This window comes from Shewanella jiangmenensis, from assembly GCF_018596335.1.
GTDB lineage: Bacteria > Pseudomonadota > Gammaproteobacteria > Enterobacterales > Shewanellaceae > Shewanella > Shewanella jiangmenensis.
The window spans coordinates 420,126-439,089 of the sequence record NZ_JAHEPS010000002.1 but is presented as its reverse complement, the minus strand read 5'-3'; the positions used below and the strand labels follow the sequence as shown (position 1 = coordinate 439,089).

Sequence of the window (18,964 nt, the reverse complement as noted above, 5' to 3'; positions counted from 1 at the left end):
TCAGACCTCAAGTCCGAACGGATCGTCGATGGAGTGCGACGGCTCTGTAAACCACTTTGGCCCTGTTTCGGTCATATAGAAGTGATCTTCAAGCCGCACCCCAAATTCCCCCGGCACACACAGCATGGGTTCGTTGGAAAAACACATGCCGGGCGCGAGTGGCGTGGTGTCGTTTGCCACCAGATAGGGCCATTCGTGAATATCGAGCCCTATGCCATGGCCGGTGCGGTGCGGCAGGCCGGGCACCGCGTAACCCGGGCCAAAACCCGCCGCTTCAAGCACGGCACGGGCCGCTTTATCTACGCTGCCACAGGGCGCGCCGAGCTTTGCAGCTGCAAAAGCGGTGGCCTGCGCCAGCTTTTCCAGGTTCCACAGTTCACGCTGGCGCGCACTTGGGGTGCCGTAAACGTAAGTGCGGGTAATATCGGAGTTGTAGCCATAGAGCTGACAGCCGGTATCAATCAGCACGGTATCGCCCTCTTCCAGCGCCTTGGGATTTTTCACGCCGTGGGGGTAAGCCGTGTCTTCGCCAAAAAGCACAATGCAGAAATAAGAGCCGGCAGCGGCACCGACTTTACGGTGGGCAGCATCGATAAAGGCCTCAACTTCGGCGACTGTGATCCCGGGGCGCAGTATCGACGCGGCAGCCTTGTGCACTTGCAGGGTCATGTCTTTGGCGCGCTGCATCAGTGCGAGCTCTGCGGCCGATTTTTGCATACGGCAGCCGGCGGTAACGCCCTTGGCGCTCACCACCTTAAGATCAGGATTGGCATCACGAATGCCTTCGCTGATAAAAAACGCCGCCGACTCATCCATGCCGATGCGCGCCGATGCCAACCCCATGCGCGCAAGCACAGCACCAAACAGCTGATACGGGCTTTCATCTTCGTGCCAGGTGTTCACCTCGCCCTTGATGACCATATAGCCCTTGAGCGTATCGAGCTCAAAGGCAGGCGCTATATATTCAAGCGCGCCGTCGGCGGGCAAAATGGCCCCGACCATGCGCTCGCTCGCGTACCAGCGGGTACCGGTGAAGTAATACAGGTTGGTGCCGGCATTCAAATACACAGCATCCAGCCCCAGCGACTTCATCAGCGTCTGCGCCTTGGCTATACGGGCGCTGAATTCATCCTTCCCGATTGGCGCTGTGCCAGCCGTCATGCATTTCAGGGTTGCCAGCGCCGCATCAAGGCTTGAGCCACCTACACCTATTGTCATAATGTCCTCTGAATTCTCTGTCCGGAGCGGGTCTTTGCCACGCGCCCGAAGCCGTATTAACGTCGTCTGTATGTTTGCCAGTTTTGTTTCGTTGCCAAGTCTGTTTCGTTACCAGTTTTGTTTCGTTGCCAGTTCCGTTTCCTCACCAGCTCTGTTTCCTTGTCTGGCTCATTGCCGGAAGAATCCAAGTCTGGGAAATCATCACCAGCTTGCACCTTGGCGAGCGTTTGCAGATGGGGATGCCGTGCCGACTTTGATTCTGGCCGACTTTGCACTTATGCCGAGCTCGAACCTGTGGCGACGTTTTAGCATAAAATATACAAAGAATAAACCGATAATCATCTTAGCCAAATCGACCCAATTCATTCGGCACTATAAGCTCTGCACCATAAGCTATGCACCATAAGCTATGCACCATAAGCTATGCAGCATCCCGACTGCGCCATTTGGTCTGCGTCATTTGGTCAGCGCAAGCAGATCAGCATCAGACCAGAAAAGTGTGCGAGTGGTGCTGTGGTTTCAGTGCCAATAATCAGCCCTCTGATGGCTTTTTTGTGAAAAGCGGCCAAATTATGGTGCAAAAGCGCGCCAATCCACCGAAAAGCTGCTAACTGTAAAGGACAAAGGGCAGCAAAATGGCCATGGGAAGCTGCAATTTTCGGCGCACCGGCATAGGGCTGATGCCTTACGCCACGCGGTAAACACAGCAGGGTTCACCGCAAATATTCCGCTTGGCAGGCAGAAGCGTCCGGATTGCGCATTTACGGGCAATTTCGGTTGCCAGATGAGGCACATGTGGGTATTGTGACGCCAATGTTGCGTGGTTAGACCTTGACGCCAATGCTGACTGCGCAAAGTTCCGGGGGGTATGGTGTCAGAGGGAGCCATGAGGGCAAATTGGTTCAGGTACAGCCTGTGTTTGACTGCAACTGACAGTGAACTTGTCAGGCAGCGGGTTGCATCTCTCCCTCCGCTGCAGGCACTGGATGTGCTGGGGCTGACGGCCGCCTTGGCTCAGGGTGAAACCCTTGAAGAGCTTCATGTTTTCAGTAACCACCTGCGCCTCGATATCGCCAGCGACGGCGGCATCAATTTTCGTCTGCTGCGCGCTGCCAAGCAGCTCGGAGTAGAATTTATCAAGGTCCAGGCCATTTGCGCCACGCTGGACGCCCACCACGAAAGCTATTTCCATCAGGGACGCCGCCCGACGCGAAGCGAGCTTGAGTCGCTGATTCGCCACTACCTGCCCCAGGACAAACTCGAAACCCTGATAGCAAACGGCGAGCTGCGTGCCATCGCCGAGCTGCTGCAACAGGGGCTCGACCCCAATACGCCGGTGGGCGATGAGCCTTTGCTGCACTACGCGGTGCAACAGGGCGACCTTAAGCTGCTGACGCTGCTGCTTGAGCAGGGCGCCGATATGGCGCGCCCTGACAGCAAGGGCCGCGATCTGATGGAGCATCTGTTTGCGCTGGCTGACAAAAAGCTGACCCCGGCTATCCGCCTGCTGCTCAGCCACGGCTGGCCGGTGGATAAGCTGCTCGCCGATGGCGGCTCTGTGCTCTGGCATGCCTTTGCGCTGGATTACGAGCTTGCCAGCATGCTGCACCGCGCGGGGCTTCCCTATATCCGCAGCCGCAGCGCCTATCAGGGCAGCGCGATTGAGCAGCACATCAAACGTGCCATCAGTCACCACGACCAACCCGTGCTCGAGCGCCTGCTGTTGCCGCTCAGTCTCAACCACGATCAGCTGATGGTGCTCGCCGGGCTCTGTACTCAGGTCGATAATCTGGTTGGCTTTAAACACCTTGAATCGCTTGGCCTCTCCCTCGATGGCCATGGCGATGACATGGTTGAGCTGTTGCAGGGCGCGGCCTCCAGCGGCGCCTTCCGGCTGGTGGCCTATCTGCTGCTTAAAGCCGAAGCGCTTAATCTCAATATTGATGATTGCGCCGCCGATCTGGTGGAATATCTGGTGGCCGACGACAGGGCCAGCCGGCTTATCGCCATCATCACCCGCCGCATCACCGAGTTTGATCATAACCGCGCCATCGGCACAGCCATTCATCATAATGCGTTGAATAACTTATCGATTTTACTTAAGGCCAACAAGCCGACCCATTATCGCACCCCGCTGCTGCACGATTATCTGGACGAGCTGACGCCGGAAGCGGCGCGGATGCTGCTGGCGGCCGGTGAAAATCCCGCCGAAACCAATTTCGACGGCGAAACCGTATTTGAAGCCATGCTGCGACTGCGCCCCGGCGATAAGGCGCTGCATCAGGTGTTCCACGATGCCCTGTTTGACTTGCCGGTAAGTGAGCACATCTGGTTGCTGATAGCCCTGAAAGACACCATCGCTTTCGAGCGCAGCTGGCTGAAATTACGCGACAAACAGATGGTCAATCATCAGGGCGATACCCTGCTTTTGAATGCCTGTCGCCACGGCGCCAGTGACATAGTCGCGTTTTTGCTGACCAAAGAGCAGGACGTCAATCAGCTTAACCACGAAGGCAACAGCGCGCTGGCACTGAGCATCATCAATGGCCAGTTGATCACTGCCAGAGCCCTGCTCAATGCGGGCGCCGATGCCAACGATACCCTGCGGGTGCCCAAGCAGTATGTTTCGGGCAGCCACAAGAGCCTCGAGGTGCTGCTTGGTCCCTTAAGCCGCCTCAAGCACGAAGCCGAAGCGCTGCGTGAGCCGCTTCGCCCCGCCGGTCGTCAGCCGCTGCTGAGCTGGGCGGTATTTTTAGGTCAGCGCGCTTTGGTTGAGCTGCTGCTCGCCAAGGGTGCCCGGGTTAACGCCCGCGACCATGATGGTGCCAGCGCCCTTTATTTTGCGGTGGCCAACGGCCATGGCGAGTTGCTGGAATTGCTGCTTGCGAGCGGCGCCGATGCCCGCGACTGGCGCGCCGGGCAGTCGTTGCTGCACACCGCCTGCTACCGTGGTCACGCTCACCTTATCGCGCCGCTGCTTAAGGCAGAGCTTGCGCTGAACGCCGCCAACGAGACCGACGGCGACACGCCGCTGCACATTGCCGCCAGCATGGGCGCCATGCACGACGATGAACTGCTGCCGGTGCTGCTCGAAGCCGGTGCCGATATCAATGCCCAGAATAATCAGGGCCGCACGCCGCTGATGAATGCGGTGCGCATGCTTAATCACAAGGGCGTTGCCACGCTGCTGCAGGCTGGCGCAGATGTCACGCTGCTCGATAAGCGCAGCCGCAGTGCCTACGATCATTATCAGGCGCTTGGGATCCCGGGCCCAGGGCTTGATGAAAACGCCCTCAAGCCATCCGGCTTTTGGTATCGGCTGCACAAGCTCACCTTAGGGCTTGGGCACGTGACGCTCTGGTACCTGCTGCCGGGCCTGTGCGCGGCGCTTTTGGTGTGGTATCTCGCCCCCGACTGGATCTGGTTCGGCGGCGGCGCCATCGGCTGTTGGTGGCTGGTGTCTCTGGTGCTTGGGCTTAAGCAGCAACTGGCAAGCCAGAGCGCACCGCCGCAGCTTCTATCGCCCCTTGGCAATTTCAGCCGCGATGAAGATGAAATCCGTTATATGGCCAGCTGGGATGACCCGGCCGCCGACGTCCCGCTCTCATCCCCCAGGCTTCAGGCATAAAAAAACGCCGCGATGCGGCGTTTTCTTTGCGGGTTAACCCAGCGATTCAGAAGCCACTATGACGGGGTTTTCTCGAGCATGGCGGCCAAACCACGGCACACCAGGGTTTCCATATCATCCACCCGCTGCACCTGACAATTGGCCAGCGGCGCGCCAAGTGCCATGTCCTTGAGGCTGCCGATACAGCCACGGTAAAACTCGGCGCCGTTAATCATGCTGCCGGCAAGCCAGATGCGGTTGGGGTTAAACAGATTCACCACCCAGGCAAGCCCCATCCCAAGGTACATGCCGGCCTGATGCATCTCGTCACTGCTCGCCTGTTTACGACCACGGAGGATCTCGTTCGAGGCAAGCTGCTCAAGGCTGAACTCGCCGCCTTCGGTCATGATCCGGCAGTGGCCAAGCTCACCGGCAAAACCACTAGCACCGCTGAAGAGCTTGCCGTTCATGGCAATCGCCATTCCCACACCGGCGCCGCAGGTCACCAACACCTCGCAGTCGTGCCTGGGATCGGCAATAGCCTGAATGCCGGCGTCCATATCGTTAACGATAAAAGCGACCTCTGCGCTGCACTGCAGCTGCGCCGGGTTAAGCCCCGTCAGCCCCGGCAGCGACTTGCAGGTAACCAGCCGGTTTTCACGCACAAGCCCGGGAACCCCCAGCGCCAGCCGGTAGTTTTCGAGCCCAAAATCCTGTTCAAACGCCTGAATTTGTTCGTTCAAATCCCGCAGCGCGAAACCATCACCGGTGGGGAATTTGTATTGTTCTGTGTGACCGTTGTGCCTGAGTTCAAACAGACCCACGGTTCCCCCCACATCGAGTGTTAATGTTTGCATCATCTACTCCACTGATACTTCCCGCTCTGACCCCGAGCAGGGATAGTGAAGTTTAACACAGTGTTGCCAGCAGGGGGCTTGAATAAATCAATTGTTAGCAATAGGTAACACTCTGCTTTTGCTGTATTTCCATGCTGCCAGCAACGCCAGTTGCAGCCCTATCATCGGGATACAGGCCACCAGCAGCACACGCCAGCCAAGACCGCTGAGCAAATAGCCTGCGCCGAGGGACGCAAGTGCCTGGAAACCAAACACAGCAAAGTCATTGGTCATCTGCACCCGGAATTTTTCGGCGCCGCTATAACAAGCCGGCAGCAGCGAGGTACCGGCAACAAAGAGAAGATTCCAGCCAATGCCAAGCAGCACCAGCGCCGTCCAGTAATTCAAAAGCGCGCTGCCGGACAGCGCCATCATGATGGTCGCGCCATACGCAGCAAGCCCCAGCAGCATCATGGCGCCATGACCAAAACGTGCCACCAGCAAACCGCTGAAAAACGATGGCAAATACATGGCGATAATGTGGCTCTGGATAACCCATTTGGTATCGGCGAGGGAGTGATGCTCCATATGGTGCATGTGCAGCGGCGTGGCGGTCATGATCAGGCTCATCATGCCGTAGCCTATGGCGGCAGCGCCAAGGGCGGCCCACAACGCCGGCTGTGACATAAGCTCTCCAAAGCTGCGCTCAGGCTCCGGCTGCTGACTGTCGGCAGCCGCCTGCCACTGGGCATCGTTGCGATAGCCCCAAAGAATGGCCCCGCCACAAAGCGCTATCAGCGACAGCAGCAAAAAGGCGCCGGCGTAACTGCCTTCGATAACAGAGGAACCCAAAAGCGCAAGCTCCGGCCCCAGCACAGCCGCCACGAGCCCACCAAGCAGCACCCTTGATGCAGCGCGCGGCGCATCCGCAGGCGCCACCGATTCCATGGCGGCGAAACGGTATTGCTGCACCACAGCGCCTGCTGCGCCCAGAAGCAAAGCGCCAAGACAAAACAAGCCAAAATGATTGAGATAAACCCCGGCTGCGGCTAATAGTCCCGCCAGCGCACCGACCAGGCTGCCAAGCAAAAACACCCGCCGACGCCCGTAACGGCGCCCAAGCAGCCCAACCGGAATAACCGAGCTTGCAAGCCCCAGCACCATAATCGCAATCGGCGCGGTGGCAAGCTCAGGCGATGGCGCCAGCGCCGCACCCACCAATCCGCCAAGCAGCACCATGATGGGGGTTGCGCTCATCGATGCCGCCTGCGCCAGCATCAGCAGCCATACATTTCGTGGCATTTATTCTTTTTCCTTCAAACAATGACTTACACAGGATACACATCCGGGTAACACTCAGGTCAAGCGCCAACGTTAGCGCTTTTCAATTTCAACCCGGTTGCAGCCCTTGGCTGCGGTTGCGATAATCCAGCGACACAGATAAGCCCAGGGCAAAGGCACCGGGGCAACTCACAAGCAAAAAGGTCTTCCATGTCAGCCATCCCAAGTACCGAAATCGCCAGACGTCTCGATGCCATCCGAACCAGCATGGCCAAGGATAAGCTCGATGCGTTTATCATCCCCCGCGCCGATGAATACCTCGGTGAATACGTGCCCGAACATAATGAGCGCCTTTACTGGGCCACCGGCTTTACCGGCTCGGCCGGTATGGCGATAGTGATGAAAGACAGCGCGGCGATTTTTGTTGATGGTCGCTACACAGTGCAGGTGCGCGATCAGGTGGATGAGCGCCTGTATGCCTACGAGAGCCTGACCGACACCCCACAACCCCAGTATCTGGCCGAGACCTTGAGCGAAGGCGCGCGCGTCGGCTTTGATGCCCGCATGCACACCCTGGCCTGGTACGAGCAGGCTAAAGCCGTGCTCGATAAAGCCGGCATTGAGCTTGTTGCCGTGACAGCCAATCCCATCGACAGCCACTGGCATGACCGCCCTGTGCCCGCAGTTAAACAATTGCATCTTTTCAGCGATGCGTCTGCCGGTAAAACCAGCCGCGAGAAGCGCAGCGAAATCGGCGCACTGGTGAAAAAGAGCGGCGGCGATGTGGCGCTTATTACCGCGCTCGACTCCATCGCCTGGCTTTTGAACATTCGCGGCTTTGATGTGCCGCGCCTGCCGGTGGTGCTGGGTTCGGCGCTGCTGTGGCAGGATGGCCGCATGCAGCTTTTTGTCGATACCGCCAAAATCCCCGAAGGCTTTAACCAGCATGTGGGCGAAGGCGTGACAGTGGCGAGCGAATCGGCGTTAGCTGAAGCCCTTGGCGCCTTAAGCGGCAAAAAACTGCTGGCCGATCCTGCCAGCAGCAACGCCGCCAGTCAGCTTGCAGCAAGGGATGCCGGCGCCAAGCTGATTGCGGCGCTCGATGTGGCAGCGCTGCCCAAAGCGGCCAAAAACGATTCTGAACTCAAGGGCATGCGCGAGTGCCACATTCGCGATGGCGTGGCCGTAAGCCGCTTCCTTGCCTGGCTTGATGGCGAAGTGGCCGCCGGTCGCCTGTACGATGAAGCCGAGCTTGCCGACAAGCTTGAGAGCTTCCGCCTCGAAGACCCGCTCTACCGCGAGCCAAGTTTCGATACCATTTCTGCCGCCGGTGCCAACGCCGCCATGTGCCATTACAATCACAACAATGGCACGCCAGCCAGGCTCACCCAGAACAGCATCTATTTGGTGGATTCGGGCGCCCAGTATCTGGATGGCACCACAGATGTGACCCGCACCCTCGCCATCGGCGAAGTGACAGGTGAGCACAAAAAGATGGTGACCTTAGTGCTCAAGGGCCATATCGCGCTCGATAAAGCCCGCTTCCCCAAGGGCACCACGGGCCAGCAGCTCGATGCCTTTGCCCGCCAGTACCTGTGGCAACACGGCTTTGACTATGACCATGGCACAGGCCACGGTGTGGGTCACTTCCTGAGTGTGCACGAAGGGCCGCAGCGCATCGCCAAAAACAGCAATGGCGTCGCACTGCTGCCGGGCATGGTGGTATCAAACGAGCCGGGCTACTACCGCGCCGACGGCTTTGGCATTCGTATCGAAAACCTGATAGTGGTGCGCCACTGTGAGGCGCTGAAAGGCGCCGAACGTGAAACCTATGAGTTTGATGCGCTGACGCTTATCCCCATCGACACCCGCCTGATTGATAAGGCGCTGCTCAGTGCCGATGAAATAAGCTGGCTCAATGCTTACCACGCCCGGGTGTTTGCCGCGCTGTCGCCGCGCATGTCCGGCAATGAGCTCGCCTGGCTTGAGCGGGCCACCCAAGCGATTTAACAAAAAGCGCCTGCGGGCGCTTTTTTTATGTGTGCCATATAAACAGCAACCACGGCTTAACTGATAAGGAGCTTCACATGCCAACCCTGTACATCGCCAATAAAAACTACTCATCCTGGTCGCTGCGCCCCTGGTTGCTTCTGACCGAGCTTGGCATCGGCTTTGATGAAATTCTGCTGCCCTTTGGCGAAAAGGATTTCAGTGCAGTGTCGCCCACCGCCAAGGTGCCCTGCCTGGTGGATGGCGATATTCGGGTGTGGGACTCGCTCTCAATCATTGAATATCTTGCCGAAAGCCATCCGTCTGTGTGGCCTGCCGATAAAGCAGCGCGCGCCTTTGCACGCAGCGCCAGCGCCGAAATGCACTCAGGCTTTGGCGCTATTCGCTCACTGTGCTCCATGAACTGCGGCCTGCGCATAAAGCTCAACGCGACGCCAGCCGCCCTCCTCGCTGAATGGGCCAGAATGGATGCCCTGTGGCGGGAAGGGCTTGAGCGTTTTGGCGGCCCGTTTCTCGCGGGCAGCAAATTCAGTGCGGCGGATGCGTTTTTTGCGCCGATTGCGTTTCGTGCCCAAACCTACGCGCCTGAACTGTCGAATCAATCCCGCGCCTATATCGACACTCTGCTTGGCCTCAAGGGCATGCAAAGCTGGTATCAGGCGGCGCTTGCTGAGCCATGGCGCGATGATGAACATGAAAAAGAAGCGCTGGAGGCCGGGGAGATCCTGGCTGATTTTCGCCAAAGCCGCTGACACTCTATTGAGCCGCTGACATTCAATTGAGCCGCTTGGCTGCTCGATTGAGTCGCTTGGCTGCGTAGCTGACAGTCGGTTTGCTTACCCAAAGCTCGATGTAAGCGCCGCCCGATAACAAGCCAAAAAACCACAGGCCCGCTGAGATGCGGGCCTGTTTGTTATGTTTTGGCAGGTTTTGACGTCAGGTAACCGCGGCAGCGCTTACCAAATCCCCAATTCAGCAAGGCGGTATTCGCCGCCATCTTTGGCGGTAAAGCGGCGCTCGCGGCTCTGGCGGCAGGCTTCTTCACAGGCTTCGGCATGCAAAAGGCTCAGCCAGTTGCGGCACTGACTCACAGCGTCGGTGGCGCACTCGTCACTGTCACGCAGGCAAAAGCCGGGGGACTCGACCTGAATATCCTCGATATGGGCAGGGTTGGCAGCTCCCATAGCGCCGTTTTTATCCAGCGTCAGCTCCACATGAATATCGCCGGATTTCAGCAGGAGAGCGGCTGGGCTCTCGCGGTGGCCACACAGGGCAACAAACTGGGCTGGCTGCTCGAGTCCACTGTGGCTGCCATCGTCAAAAAATGCCAGCAGATGCTGGTAGTACACCACGTAGCTCTTAACCGCCTTGTGCGAGCCACGGGCAAGCGGAAAGCGCTGGTCAAGAAAGCCGGTGGCACTGTCGAGGCTCACTCCACGTTTGGCACCATTGACCACGGCGGCGATGGCTTCCCCGATGAAGTGAGTCAGTTGCTGCTGATTGCTTTGGGTATGCATCATGGTCATGTTCATTGCCTTGTCCTCGGTCACAGGATGTTATTGTCGGTTTGGGCTCAGTTGGCAGCACAGGGTCAGGTCGGGCGGCCGGTCAATTTCGCTTGATTTTTAGTCTAGGTTATTTTTTACTACAATTTCACAATAAAAATTTTACAGTGTGAATTTTACAAAAATGGCCAGTGAAAAAAGCCTGATGCGCCAGTCGCATTTTATGGGCACAAAAATCAGAAACCTGCGTAAACGCAACCACTTAACTATCGAAGACCTGTCGTCCCGCTGTGTGCGTATCGATGCCGAATCCGCGCCCTCTGTGTCGTATTTGTCGATGATAGAGCGTGGCAAACGGGTGCCGAGCGCCGCCATGCTGACGGTGATAGCCAAGGTGTTTGAGAAGTCGCCGGACTGGTTTTTGGACGATGCCCCCGACGATGAAGCCATCACCCCGGACAAGGGTCGGCGCGGTGGCATCAGCGGCATGGCGCTTGAGCCAGGCTTTTTGTTTTCCAAGGATATTTTGCAGATTGCCATTCCGGAGATGCTGTCCCAGACCGGGATCAGCGGCCGCCAGTTTGCCCATCTGCTTATTCGTGCCCATCAGGAGCATCATCAGAATCACTTTCCGGATCTGGAGCGGGCCGCCGATGAGGTGGGTGCCAAACAGTTAAATCTGAGCCCCCAGGATCTGATGGACATCTGTAAGCGGATGGGCATGAAAATCCGTTATTTCACTGAGGCGCCGCGGGATCAGCTGGACGATAACGGCGTGCCGACCCATCAGCTGGTGACCTCTTACTTTGAGCCGCCATCACACATCTTTATCAACGAATCCCTGAAAAAGAACCCCGAGCGGCTCAAGTACGATCTGGCGGTGCACATAGGCCATTGTGTGCTGCACAGTAAAGACGGCCTTAAGAGTGTGCTCGCGGTCGGGCGCGGCATAGGCTCCGCCGATGGCGAATTTGAAGCAGTGTCATCGACTGTGAATGCCCAGGACATACTCGGCGCCTGGCGCGATTTTGAATCAAGCTTCTTTGCCGGGGCGCTGCTTTGCCCCAAGGTACCGTTTCGCCAGCTGCTGGAGCGCGGCGGCTATGAAATTGATACTCATAAAAAAATCGGCGTGTCGGCTTCGGTGGCCATGCGGCGTATGACTGTGGTCTCGCCCTACCCACACTGGCACTATTTCGATGCCTACGCCCCCGGCAAACTCAAGGCTGTGTATCGCGGTAACGGTATTCCGCTGCCCTGGGGCAATATGCGCCAGGTGCCGGATCCCTGCCAGCACTGGGCGGTGTTTCGGATGATAAGCGAGCCAAGCGATGGCACCTCGGCGCAGATTTCGATTCTCGATGTGAATGGCAGCCCGCGGATTTACTGCTGCGAGTCCACCAAGGTGGTGGATCTTGCCGGCAATCATCACGTGCTGTGCGCAGGCATTGACCTCAATCCCGCCATTGATGCCCAGGGCACGGATGCGCTCACCCTCGCCGAGGCCCTTAAAACCCACTGCATCGAGGCCGGCGGTCAGGGGCAAATTCCTGCGCCCATCCGCAAGCAGCTGCTCAGCATCGCCCGCATTCTTAACATCAACTGGGTGGAACGCGGCATCCACAAGGGCGCGCGGCTCATCTGCTCACGGGGCGCCGTGTGCCCGCGTAAACCAAGCTGCTATGGCGGTTGTCAGGGCTGACAACTCATAAATAAAAAAGCCGCCTCACGATGGAGGCGGCCAAGAGAGCCAGACGCGGCTTAAAGGTTCAGGGGAATCGTCAGAACTTGAGCTCAGCACCCAGGAAGCCGTAGCGGCCAATGCCCGCGCCGTATTCTGAGTGGTAGTTACCATTACCGCTTGAGAATACGCCGGAGGATGGCACCCATGGGCCCTGGTTATCAAACAGGTTACGGATACCGCCGTAAACGCGAAGCTCGGTGTTACGGGCTACGTCCATGGTGTATGACACACTGAGGTCATGGGTGATGTACGAGCCATAGTCATAGAACGACAGGGTTTCAGGGTTTTCTACGCCGCCGGTACCGGCATCGAGTTTCGCTTGGTTGGCCGCCAGCGCTTCCAGATAGTCGTCCATGCGCTCATAGTCATCCACCATCGGGCCCTTGTACTTGGTGCTCCAGCGGATGCGCAGATCGACATAGGTCCAGGTCAGCGACAGGCCGGCCTTGTCCTCGAAGATGCCGCTGGAGAGCTGACCTACGTAGTCATCTTCAAAGTATTCGCCGCTGACGGCGGTGTAAGAGACCTTGTAGTCCAGCACGTGGGTCCAGTTACCTGACAGCTTGAACTCGCCCATGGCGTCCAGTTCCAGCTTGTAGGTGAACGAGAAGTCGTAACCACGGGTGGAGATTTCGTCCAGGTTTTGCTCGCGCTGAATGATTTCAGTCAGCTGACCTTCAGTGTCACGGGTAATGTCGGCGCAGTAACCGTTGGCATCGCCATAGTTGGCACTGTCGTAACACAGGGCCAGGATGTCCTCGTTGGAGAACTGGCTGATGGCATCAAATACTGTGATGTCGTAGTAGTCGACCGCGAGCTGCAGGTTAGGAACAAACTGCGGCGCCACGGTAAAGCCCAACGTGTAGGTGTCGGCGGTTTCTTCAAACAGCTCGTCGTTACCTGCGTTGGGTGAGTACTTGGAGCCGCCTGAATCCTTGTAGCTGCCGCTTTCAGCGATGGCGGCGGCAATACCCGGATCCTTACGGCAATTTTCTGCGATTTGGCCTGTGGTGCTGGCATCGATACCGGAACAGATATCGATTACCGAGTCGTAGTCACCCCGTGGTGGCGACACCAGTTCGGTGATGTTAGGCGCACGCTGTGAACGTGAGTAGTTGGCACGTACGGCGTAGTTGCTGATAGGTTCCCAGAAGATACCGGCACGATAGCTGGACATCAGGTCGATGTTTTTCTGGCTGTAGTCGGCAAGACGCAGCGACAGATCCATATCGAGTTTCTTGGCAGCGACCACATCGCGCAGCAGCGGCAGGTTCACTTCACCAAAGGCTTCGTAAACGTTCACTTCACCGGAGAATGGCGGTACGTCGTTGAAGGTCACGGCCAGAGAGCGCATCTCTTCATCGGTACTCACCGACTGGGTATCACGGCGATATTCCACACCAAAGGCGGCCTGAGCGCCACCGGCAGGCATTTCAAACAGCTCACCATTCATGTAAGCCATCAGGTTAAGCTGGCTGATGTCGGTGTGGATATATGGGTTAACGCGAATGTAATCCGCAGCCTCGGCGCTGATGCTGCCGGTGCCAAAAATGTTGATAGGCACACAACCATCGGCACGGGCATCTTCACTGGCGCACTGAATGGTGCTGCCATCGGCGGCGTATACCGCGTTGAGCGCGTCTTTCAGCTTGAAGATACTGATTTCGTTAACACGCTGCTGGCGCTGCTCAAATTTGCCGTAACCAACAGAAGCATCCCAGCTCCAGTCACCGAACACATAGCCCTTAAGGCCGGCCCAGCTGCGCAGTGTGGTGCGCTCGTTATCGGTTTCAACCGGACCCACTTCGTCAAAGCGGCGATCCCAGTTGATGCTGCCAGCGGCTACCGCGGCGATTTCTGCAGGAATAAAGGGGTTGCCCTTTTTGATTGAGCCTGCAGCCACAGTGCCGGGTTCGCCGGTGACCGGGTCGATGTAAGGCTCGGCATCGTTATAATCCTGACCTTCGGCAGCACCGCCTCGGAAGGAGTTGTTCTTGCTGAACTGCACCTGTGCATAGGCCTGCAGCTCATCAGAGAAATCGTAATCAACTTTAAATGCCGCGTTCAGCGAGTCTTCCGGCACTTTCAGGATATCCAGCGGCGCGGCGTTAAAACCGTCGCGCTCTTCGCTCCAGTCGTTGCTGAACTGGTTGGATTCGTTATACCAGCCAGAATATTTCTTCTTGGCAGAATCGGAATAGCTGAAGAGACCACCTGTGATGTCGTTGCTGCGCTCACGCCAGTCCTGCGGACCAATCTCACGCATACACTGGTAACGATAACCACCGGATACGCTCGGATCGGAGACCTTCATGGTGTTGCACATCTGGTCTTCATCGTACTTGTAGGTCGACTCAAACAGACCGCGCTCACGCTCGGTGGCGAACAAGCCGTATTGCTTGTCGTAGGTAGCACTGGCGTAGAGATAACCGCGGTTATCTGCAAAATCAGCACCATAGCCCATATCGACGGTGAACTCGCGGCCACCGCCTTCAAAGGTTTCACCGCCCTTGGCGTTGATTTCAAAGCCTGTGCCTTTTTGCTTGGTGAGAATGTTCACCACGCCGGCGATAGCGTCAGAGCCGTACACCGCCGAAGCGCCGCCGGTGATGATTTCAACCTTGTCTACCATGGCGGTAGGAATGGTCGACAAACTGACGTAGTTGCCTGAATAGCTGTTGGATACCACGCGGCGGCCATCAATCAGGGTCAGGGTGCGGTCGGTACCGAGGTTACGCAGGTTAATGGTCGACAGACCCGTGTTCTGCACGCTCGATTGACTGTTGGTGTTACTGACGCCTTCGGCAATCGACGGGATCTGGTCAACCAGAATTTCTGACAGTGAACCCAAACCGGAGTCGGAAATCTCTTCGGCGCTGAGCCCCATCATAGGGGTGGCCAGTGAGAAGCTGTCGCGCTTGATACGTGAGCCTGTGATGGCGATTTTTTCGATGGCAGCATCGTCGCCGTTGGCAGCCTGCTCGCCGCTGGCCTGTTGATTGCTCCCTGATGCAACCTTGGTCACCTCAACCTCATCGGCAGCCATAGCAACCATGGGTACCGTTCCCAGCACCGCGGCCTGGATAGCCAACGTCAGAATTGTCTTTTTCATACTTTCACCCTTCCCTGCTTGCCTGCAGTGTTTTTGCCTGTTTTTTATCATTGTGCTGGAACGTGAATAAACCGACGTCCCGTTATGCCGCATCAATCGCCAACCAAATCACACAATCCGGTTAACCAAATTAACATTCAAATAACGGCAGACTCGGTTGTACGGTGCCTGCAGGGTGGCAGCAATGGCACTGGCAGTCGTTTCTTTGCCAATTTTATCTCTACTAAACATCTATTTTACTTTTATCAGACACTTATCAATGTATTTGATGAGGGGTAGCTGCCGGATAGAGATTAAATAGAGGCGAATTCTGGCAACAAAAAAGCCGCCTGATGGCGGCTTTGGCAGGTAATGGCAGCGTTAGCCAAGCACATAACGGGCGATGGTTTTTTGGATCCCGACCACATCGGTGCCGCGCTTAAGCTCTTTTACCAGCGGCTCATGTTGGCCCGAGATCCACAATTTAAGCTCGGCATCCATGTCGAAGGTACCGGCTGTTTCCACTTCAAAGTGAATAATCGCCTTGTAGGGGATCGAGTGGTAGCTCACCTTCTTACCGGTCATGCCCTGCTTATCAATGAGGATCAGCCGCTTATTGGTGAACACGAACAGGTCGCGCACGATTTTGTAGGCGAGCTGCAACGCTTCATTGTCACCCATGATGGGCGACAACTCGGCGGTCAACTCGGTCAAATCCACTTCACTGGCATTGCCCATCAGGGCATTCAAAAATCCCAAGCCATTGCTCCTTTGTCTTGTTTAGGCCCGAACCACTGCCGGTATCGGCTCTGTAAAGCCACAGCATACTGCAGTTAAGGGGAAATATTCAAAGTGGCTGAAATTCATTATGAATAAATTATACCAAATCGATATATATCAGATTTAGCTTGAGAATATTTCACTGTAAGCCTTGATGTACAGATTTTGCACAATCCACAATTTCGCCGACAAGGCAGTCCATAACCGCGCTTCGCTTAAATCCCCCTCAGACTGGCAGGAAAATGTTACGCATTTGTAAACAAGCATTCACAAACAAAGAGTATCCAGCATACAAAATACGATTTGATGAATTTTTATGTGAGGCATATGGTAAAAACCGCTTCCACACAGAAGCGACCGGGCTTGCCCGTCAGCAACAATAAATCGGCCTCGGCCGTAATAATTTGCCTTATCTCAATTGACGTTACGGATAATGGCATGTGGTTTATTTCGGTTTGCGCGCCAAATAACAACAGCAAAAATCGGAGTCAAACATGCATATCCATTCAAGACTCGCACTCTGTGCCCTCGCAGTAACAAGTCTCATGTCCACCCATGGCATGGCCGCAGAGCGGGTTAAGCTTCACCAGCAAAGCGCTGCCAGCAAAGCCTCTCAGGCCCATAAGATGTTCGCCGCGGTCGATAGCGGCGACTATCAGGCAGTGACCTTTGCCGCCACCCCCGGCGGTGATGACAAAGGTCGTTTTCAGCAGTTCCATCAGGGGATCCCTGTGTATGCCGCCTCAGTCGTAGCCAGCCGCTCGGCCATGAAGCAGCTTCACGGTCTCTATGGCGAGCAAATTGTCGGCATTGAGAAAGATTTGCCATCGCTTAAGCCCAAATATGATGTCGAAAGCGCCGTGGAGCAGGCCCTCGGCCACAGCGGTGTGCAGCTTAGCCGTGATGAGGTAGAAAACCTGCAAAGTCAGCTATATATCTGGCTCGACAACAAGGATAAGGCACACCTTGCCTGGCAGATTTCCTACGTACACGTCACGCCCGGTCAGGAGCCCATCCGTCCTATGCTGTTTATCGATGCACACTCGGGTGACGTGCTCGACAGCTGGGATGCCATGGCCTTTGCCTCAGGTACCGGCCCCGGTGGTAACCTGCGTACCGGTCGTTACACCTTTGGCCCGAATGGCACTTATCCTGCTTTCGAAGTCACCGGCAGCGGCAGCAGCTGTCGTCTTGACAGCACCAATGTCGAAACCTGGGACATGAAAAACGCCACCTCAGGTGGCAGCGTGCATACCTTCCCCTGCTACGAAAACACCGCCCGCGAAGTCAATGGCGGCTATTCGGCGCTGAACGATGCCCACGCCTTTGGTCAGGTCACCTTCAACATGTACCGCGACTGGTACAACAAGGCGCCCATCAGTCAGAAGCTCAGAATGCGGGTTCACTACGACCGTAACTATGAAAATGCCTTCTGGGACGGCCAGCAAATGACCTTCGGTGATGGCAACACGGTATTTCACCCGCTGGTTGACCTGGGCGTAGTGGCCCACGAAGTCAGCCACGGCTTTACCCAGCAAAACTCTAACCTTGAGTACCAGTATCAATCCGGCGGTTTGAATGAGTCCTTTTCGGATATCGCCGCGGCGGCAGCAAGCTACTACCTCACCGGCAGCTTCAACTGGCAGATTGGCGACAAGATTAAAAAAGGCAGCGGTGCCATGCGTTACATGAATAATCCGACGCTGGATGGCCGCTCTATCGACAACGCCAGCCAGTACTACAGCGGCATGGACGTTCACCACAGCTCCGGCGTCTACAACAAGGCGTTTTATCTGTTATCGACCTCGGCTGGGTGGAACATACGTAAAGCCTTCGATATCTATGTGCGCGCCAACCAGCTGTATTGGAGCGCCAATGCCACCTTCGTCAGTGCCGGTCAGGGGGTTTACAAGGCGGCCAAGGATCTGGGCTATTGCGTCAATGATGTGGTGGCATCCCTTGAGGGCGTAGGGATCAGCGGCAGCGGCGCCAAAGATGGCTCAGGCTGTGGCGGCGGCAGTAATCAGGCCCCCAATGCCAACTTCAGTTACAGCATCAACGGCCTCACTGTCAGCTTCAGCGACAGCTCAAGCGACGACAAGGGCATTGCGAGCCGCAGCTGGAACTTTGGTGACAACAGCAGCAGCACGGCCGCCAACCCAAGCCACAGCTACGCCAGCGCCGGCAGCTATACAGTCACCCTCAAAGTGACCGACGCCGAAGGCCTAAGTGATGAACACCAAGTGAGCATCAGTGTTGGCAGCACCGCTCCAAGCGAGTGTACCGTTGCAGCCTGGAGCGCCAGCACCGCCTATAACCTTGGCGATCGCGTGTCCTACAAGGGCTACAACTACGAGGCCATCTGGTGGTCAACCGGTGCAGCGCCGGATGTGTACACCAACGTATGGCAGAAGCTCGACAAGTGTGGCGGCAACAATGGCACTAACCAGGCGCCGGTAGCCGATTTCAGCTTCAGCGCCAGCGGCCTGTCAGTGGACTTCACCAGCCTTGCCAGGGACGACAAAGCCGTTACCGGCCACAGCTGGAACTTTGGTGATGGATACAGCAGCAGCGCCACTAACCCAAGCCACAACTACGCGGCGGCAGGTAACTATCAGGTGCAGCTCAGCGTAACCGACGCCGAAGGCTTAAGTCACACAGTGAGCAAAACCGTGAATGTCAGCGGTGGTGGCACGGGCAGCTGCAGTGCCCAGGCCTGGAATGCCGCAAGCATTTATCTGGCAGGCGATATGGTCTCGCAAAACGGCAAAGAGTATTTTGCCAACTGGTGGAACCAGGGCCAGAGCCCAGAGGTATTCTCAGGTCCGTGGGATGCATGGACCTTGCTGGGAAGCTGCCAGTAATCCACTGAAACAATGCGTTGGCAGCAAA

11 protein-coding genes are annotated in these 18,964 nt (G+C 56.6%); 5 read left to right on the top strand and 6 right to left on the bottom strand.

The window, feature by feature from the left end:
• Positions 1-1,218, bottom strand: coding sequence for a M24 family metallopeptidase (locus KJI95_RS07360; RefSeq protein WP_214506534.1), 1,218 nt, complete (start codon positions 1,216-1,218; stop codon positions 1-3).
• Between the two features lie 919 nt (positions 1,219-2,137).
• On the opposite strand from KJI95_RS07360, the gene KJI95_RS07355 reads away from it, so the two are divergent.
• Positions 2,138-4,846 (top strand): ankyrin repeat domain-containing protein, encoded by a 2,709-nt coding sequence (locus KJI95_RS07355; protein WP_214506533.1) that lies wholly within the window; start codon positions 2,138-2,140, stop codon positions 4,844-4,846.
• 56 nt (positions 4,847-4,902) lie between these two features.
• On the opposite strand, the gene KJI95_RS07350 is transcribed toward KJI95_RS07355, so the two are convergent.
• Both KJI95_RS07350 and KJI95_RS07345 read right to left on the bottom strand, forming a co-directional pair.
• Positions 4,903-5,682, bottom strand: a complete 780-nt coding sequence (locus KJI95_RS07350; RefSeq protein ID WP_214506532.1) for an ROK family protein — start codon at positions 5,680-5,682, stop codon at positions 4,903-4,905.
• Between the two features lie 87 nt (positions 5,683-5,769).
• Entirely contained in the window at positions 5,770-6,963 is a 1,194-nt protein-coding gene (locus KJI95_RS07345; RefSeq protein ID WP_214506531.1) for an MFS transporter, read from the bottom strand.
• A gap of 189 nt (positions 6,964-7,152) precedes the next feature.
• Between KJI95_RS07345 and KJI95_RS07340 the strand changes: the two genes are divergently transcribed.
• Together KJI95_RS07340 and KJI95_RS07335 are read left to right on the top strand one after the other, a co-directional pair.
• The gene (locus tag KJI95_RS07340) at positions 7,153-8,952 is read left to right on the top strand and encodes an aminopeptidase P family protein (RefSeq protein WP_214506530.1); all 1,800 of its coding nucleotides are present in this window, start codon (positions 7,153-7,155) and stop codon (positions 8,950-8,952) included.
• A 77-nt stretch (positions 8,953-9,029) separates the two neighbouring features.
• On the top strand, positions 9,030-9,704 hold the full coding sequence (locus KJI95_RS07335) for a glutathione S-transferase family protein (protein WP_214506529.1): 675 nt from the start codon (positions 9,030-9,032) through the stop codon (positions 9,702-9,704).
• A 204-nt stretch (positions 9,705-9,908) separates the two neighbouring features.
• Here KJI95_RS07335 and KJI95_RS07330 read toward each other — a convergent pair whose 3' ends face one another.
• Positions 9,909-10,484, bottom strand: coding sequence for an aldolase/citrate lyase/malate synthase family protein (locus KJI95_RS07330; protein ID WP_214506528.1), 576 nt, complete (start codon positions 10,482-10,484; stop codon positions 9,909-9,911).
• 157 nt (positions 10,485-10,641) lie between these two features.
• Between KJI95_RS07330 and KJI95_RS07325 the strand changes: the two genes are divergently transcribed.
• Positions 10,642-12,159, top strand: coding sequence for a DUF3612 domain-containing protein (locus tag KJI95_RS07325; RefSeq protein WP_214506527.1), 1,518 nt, complete (start codon positions 10,642-10,644; stop codon positions 12,157-12,159).
• Between the two features lie 79 nt (positions 12,160-12,238).
• Here KJI95_RS07325 and KJI95_RS07320 read toward each other — a convergent pair whose 3' ends face one another.
• A complete protein-coding gene (locus KJI95_RS07320; RefSeq protein WP_214506526.1) occupies positions 12,239-15,313 on the bottom strand; it encodes a TonB-dependent receptor plug domain-containing protein in 3,075 nt (1,024 codons plus the stop codon).
• Between the two features lie 360 nt (positions 15,314-15,673).
• Positions 15,674-16,051 (bottom strand): PH domain-containing protein, encoded by a 378-nt coding sequence (locus KJI95_RS07315; protein ID WP_214506525.1) that lies wholly within the window; start codon positions 16,049-16,051, stop codon positions 15,674-15,676.
• A 515-nt stretch (positions 16,052-16,566) separates the two neighbouring features.
• On the opposite strand from KJI95_RS07315, the gene KJI95_RS07310 reads away from it, so the two are divergent.
• Complete coding sequence (locus tag KJI95_RS07310) at positions 16,567-18,936, top strand: M4 family metallopeptidase (protein WP_214506524.1); 2,370 nt, start codon at positions 16,567-16,569, stop codon at positions 18,934-18,936.
• The last annotated feature ends 28 nt before the right edge of the window (positions 18,937-18,964 follow it).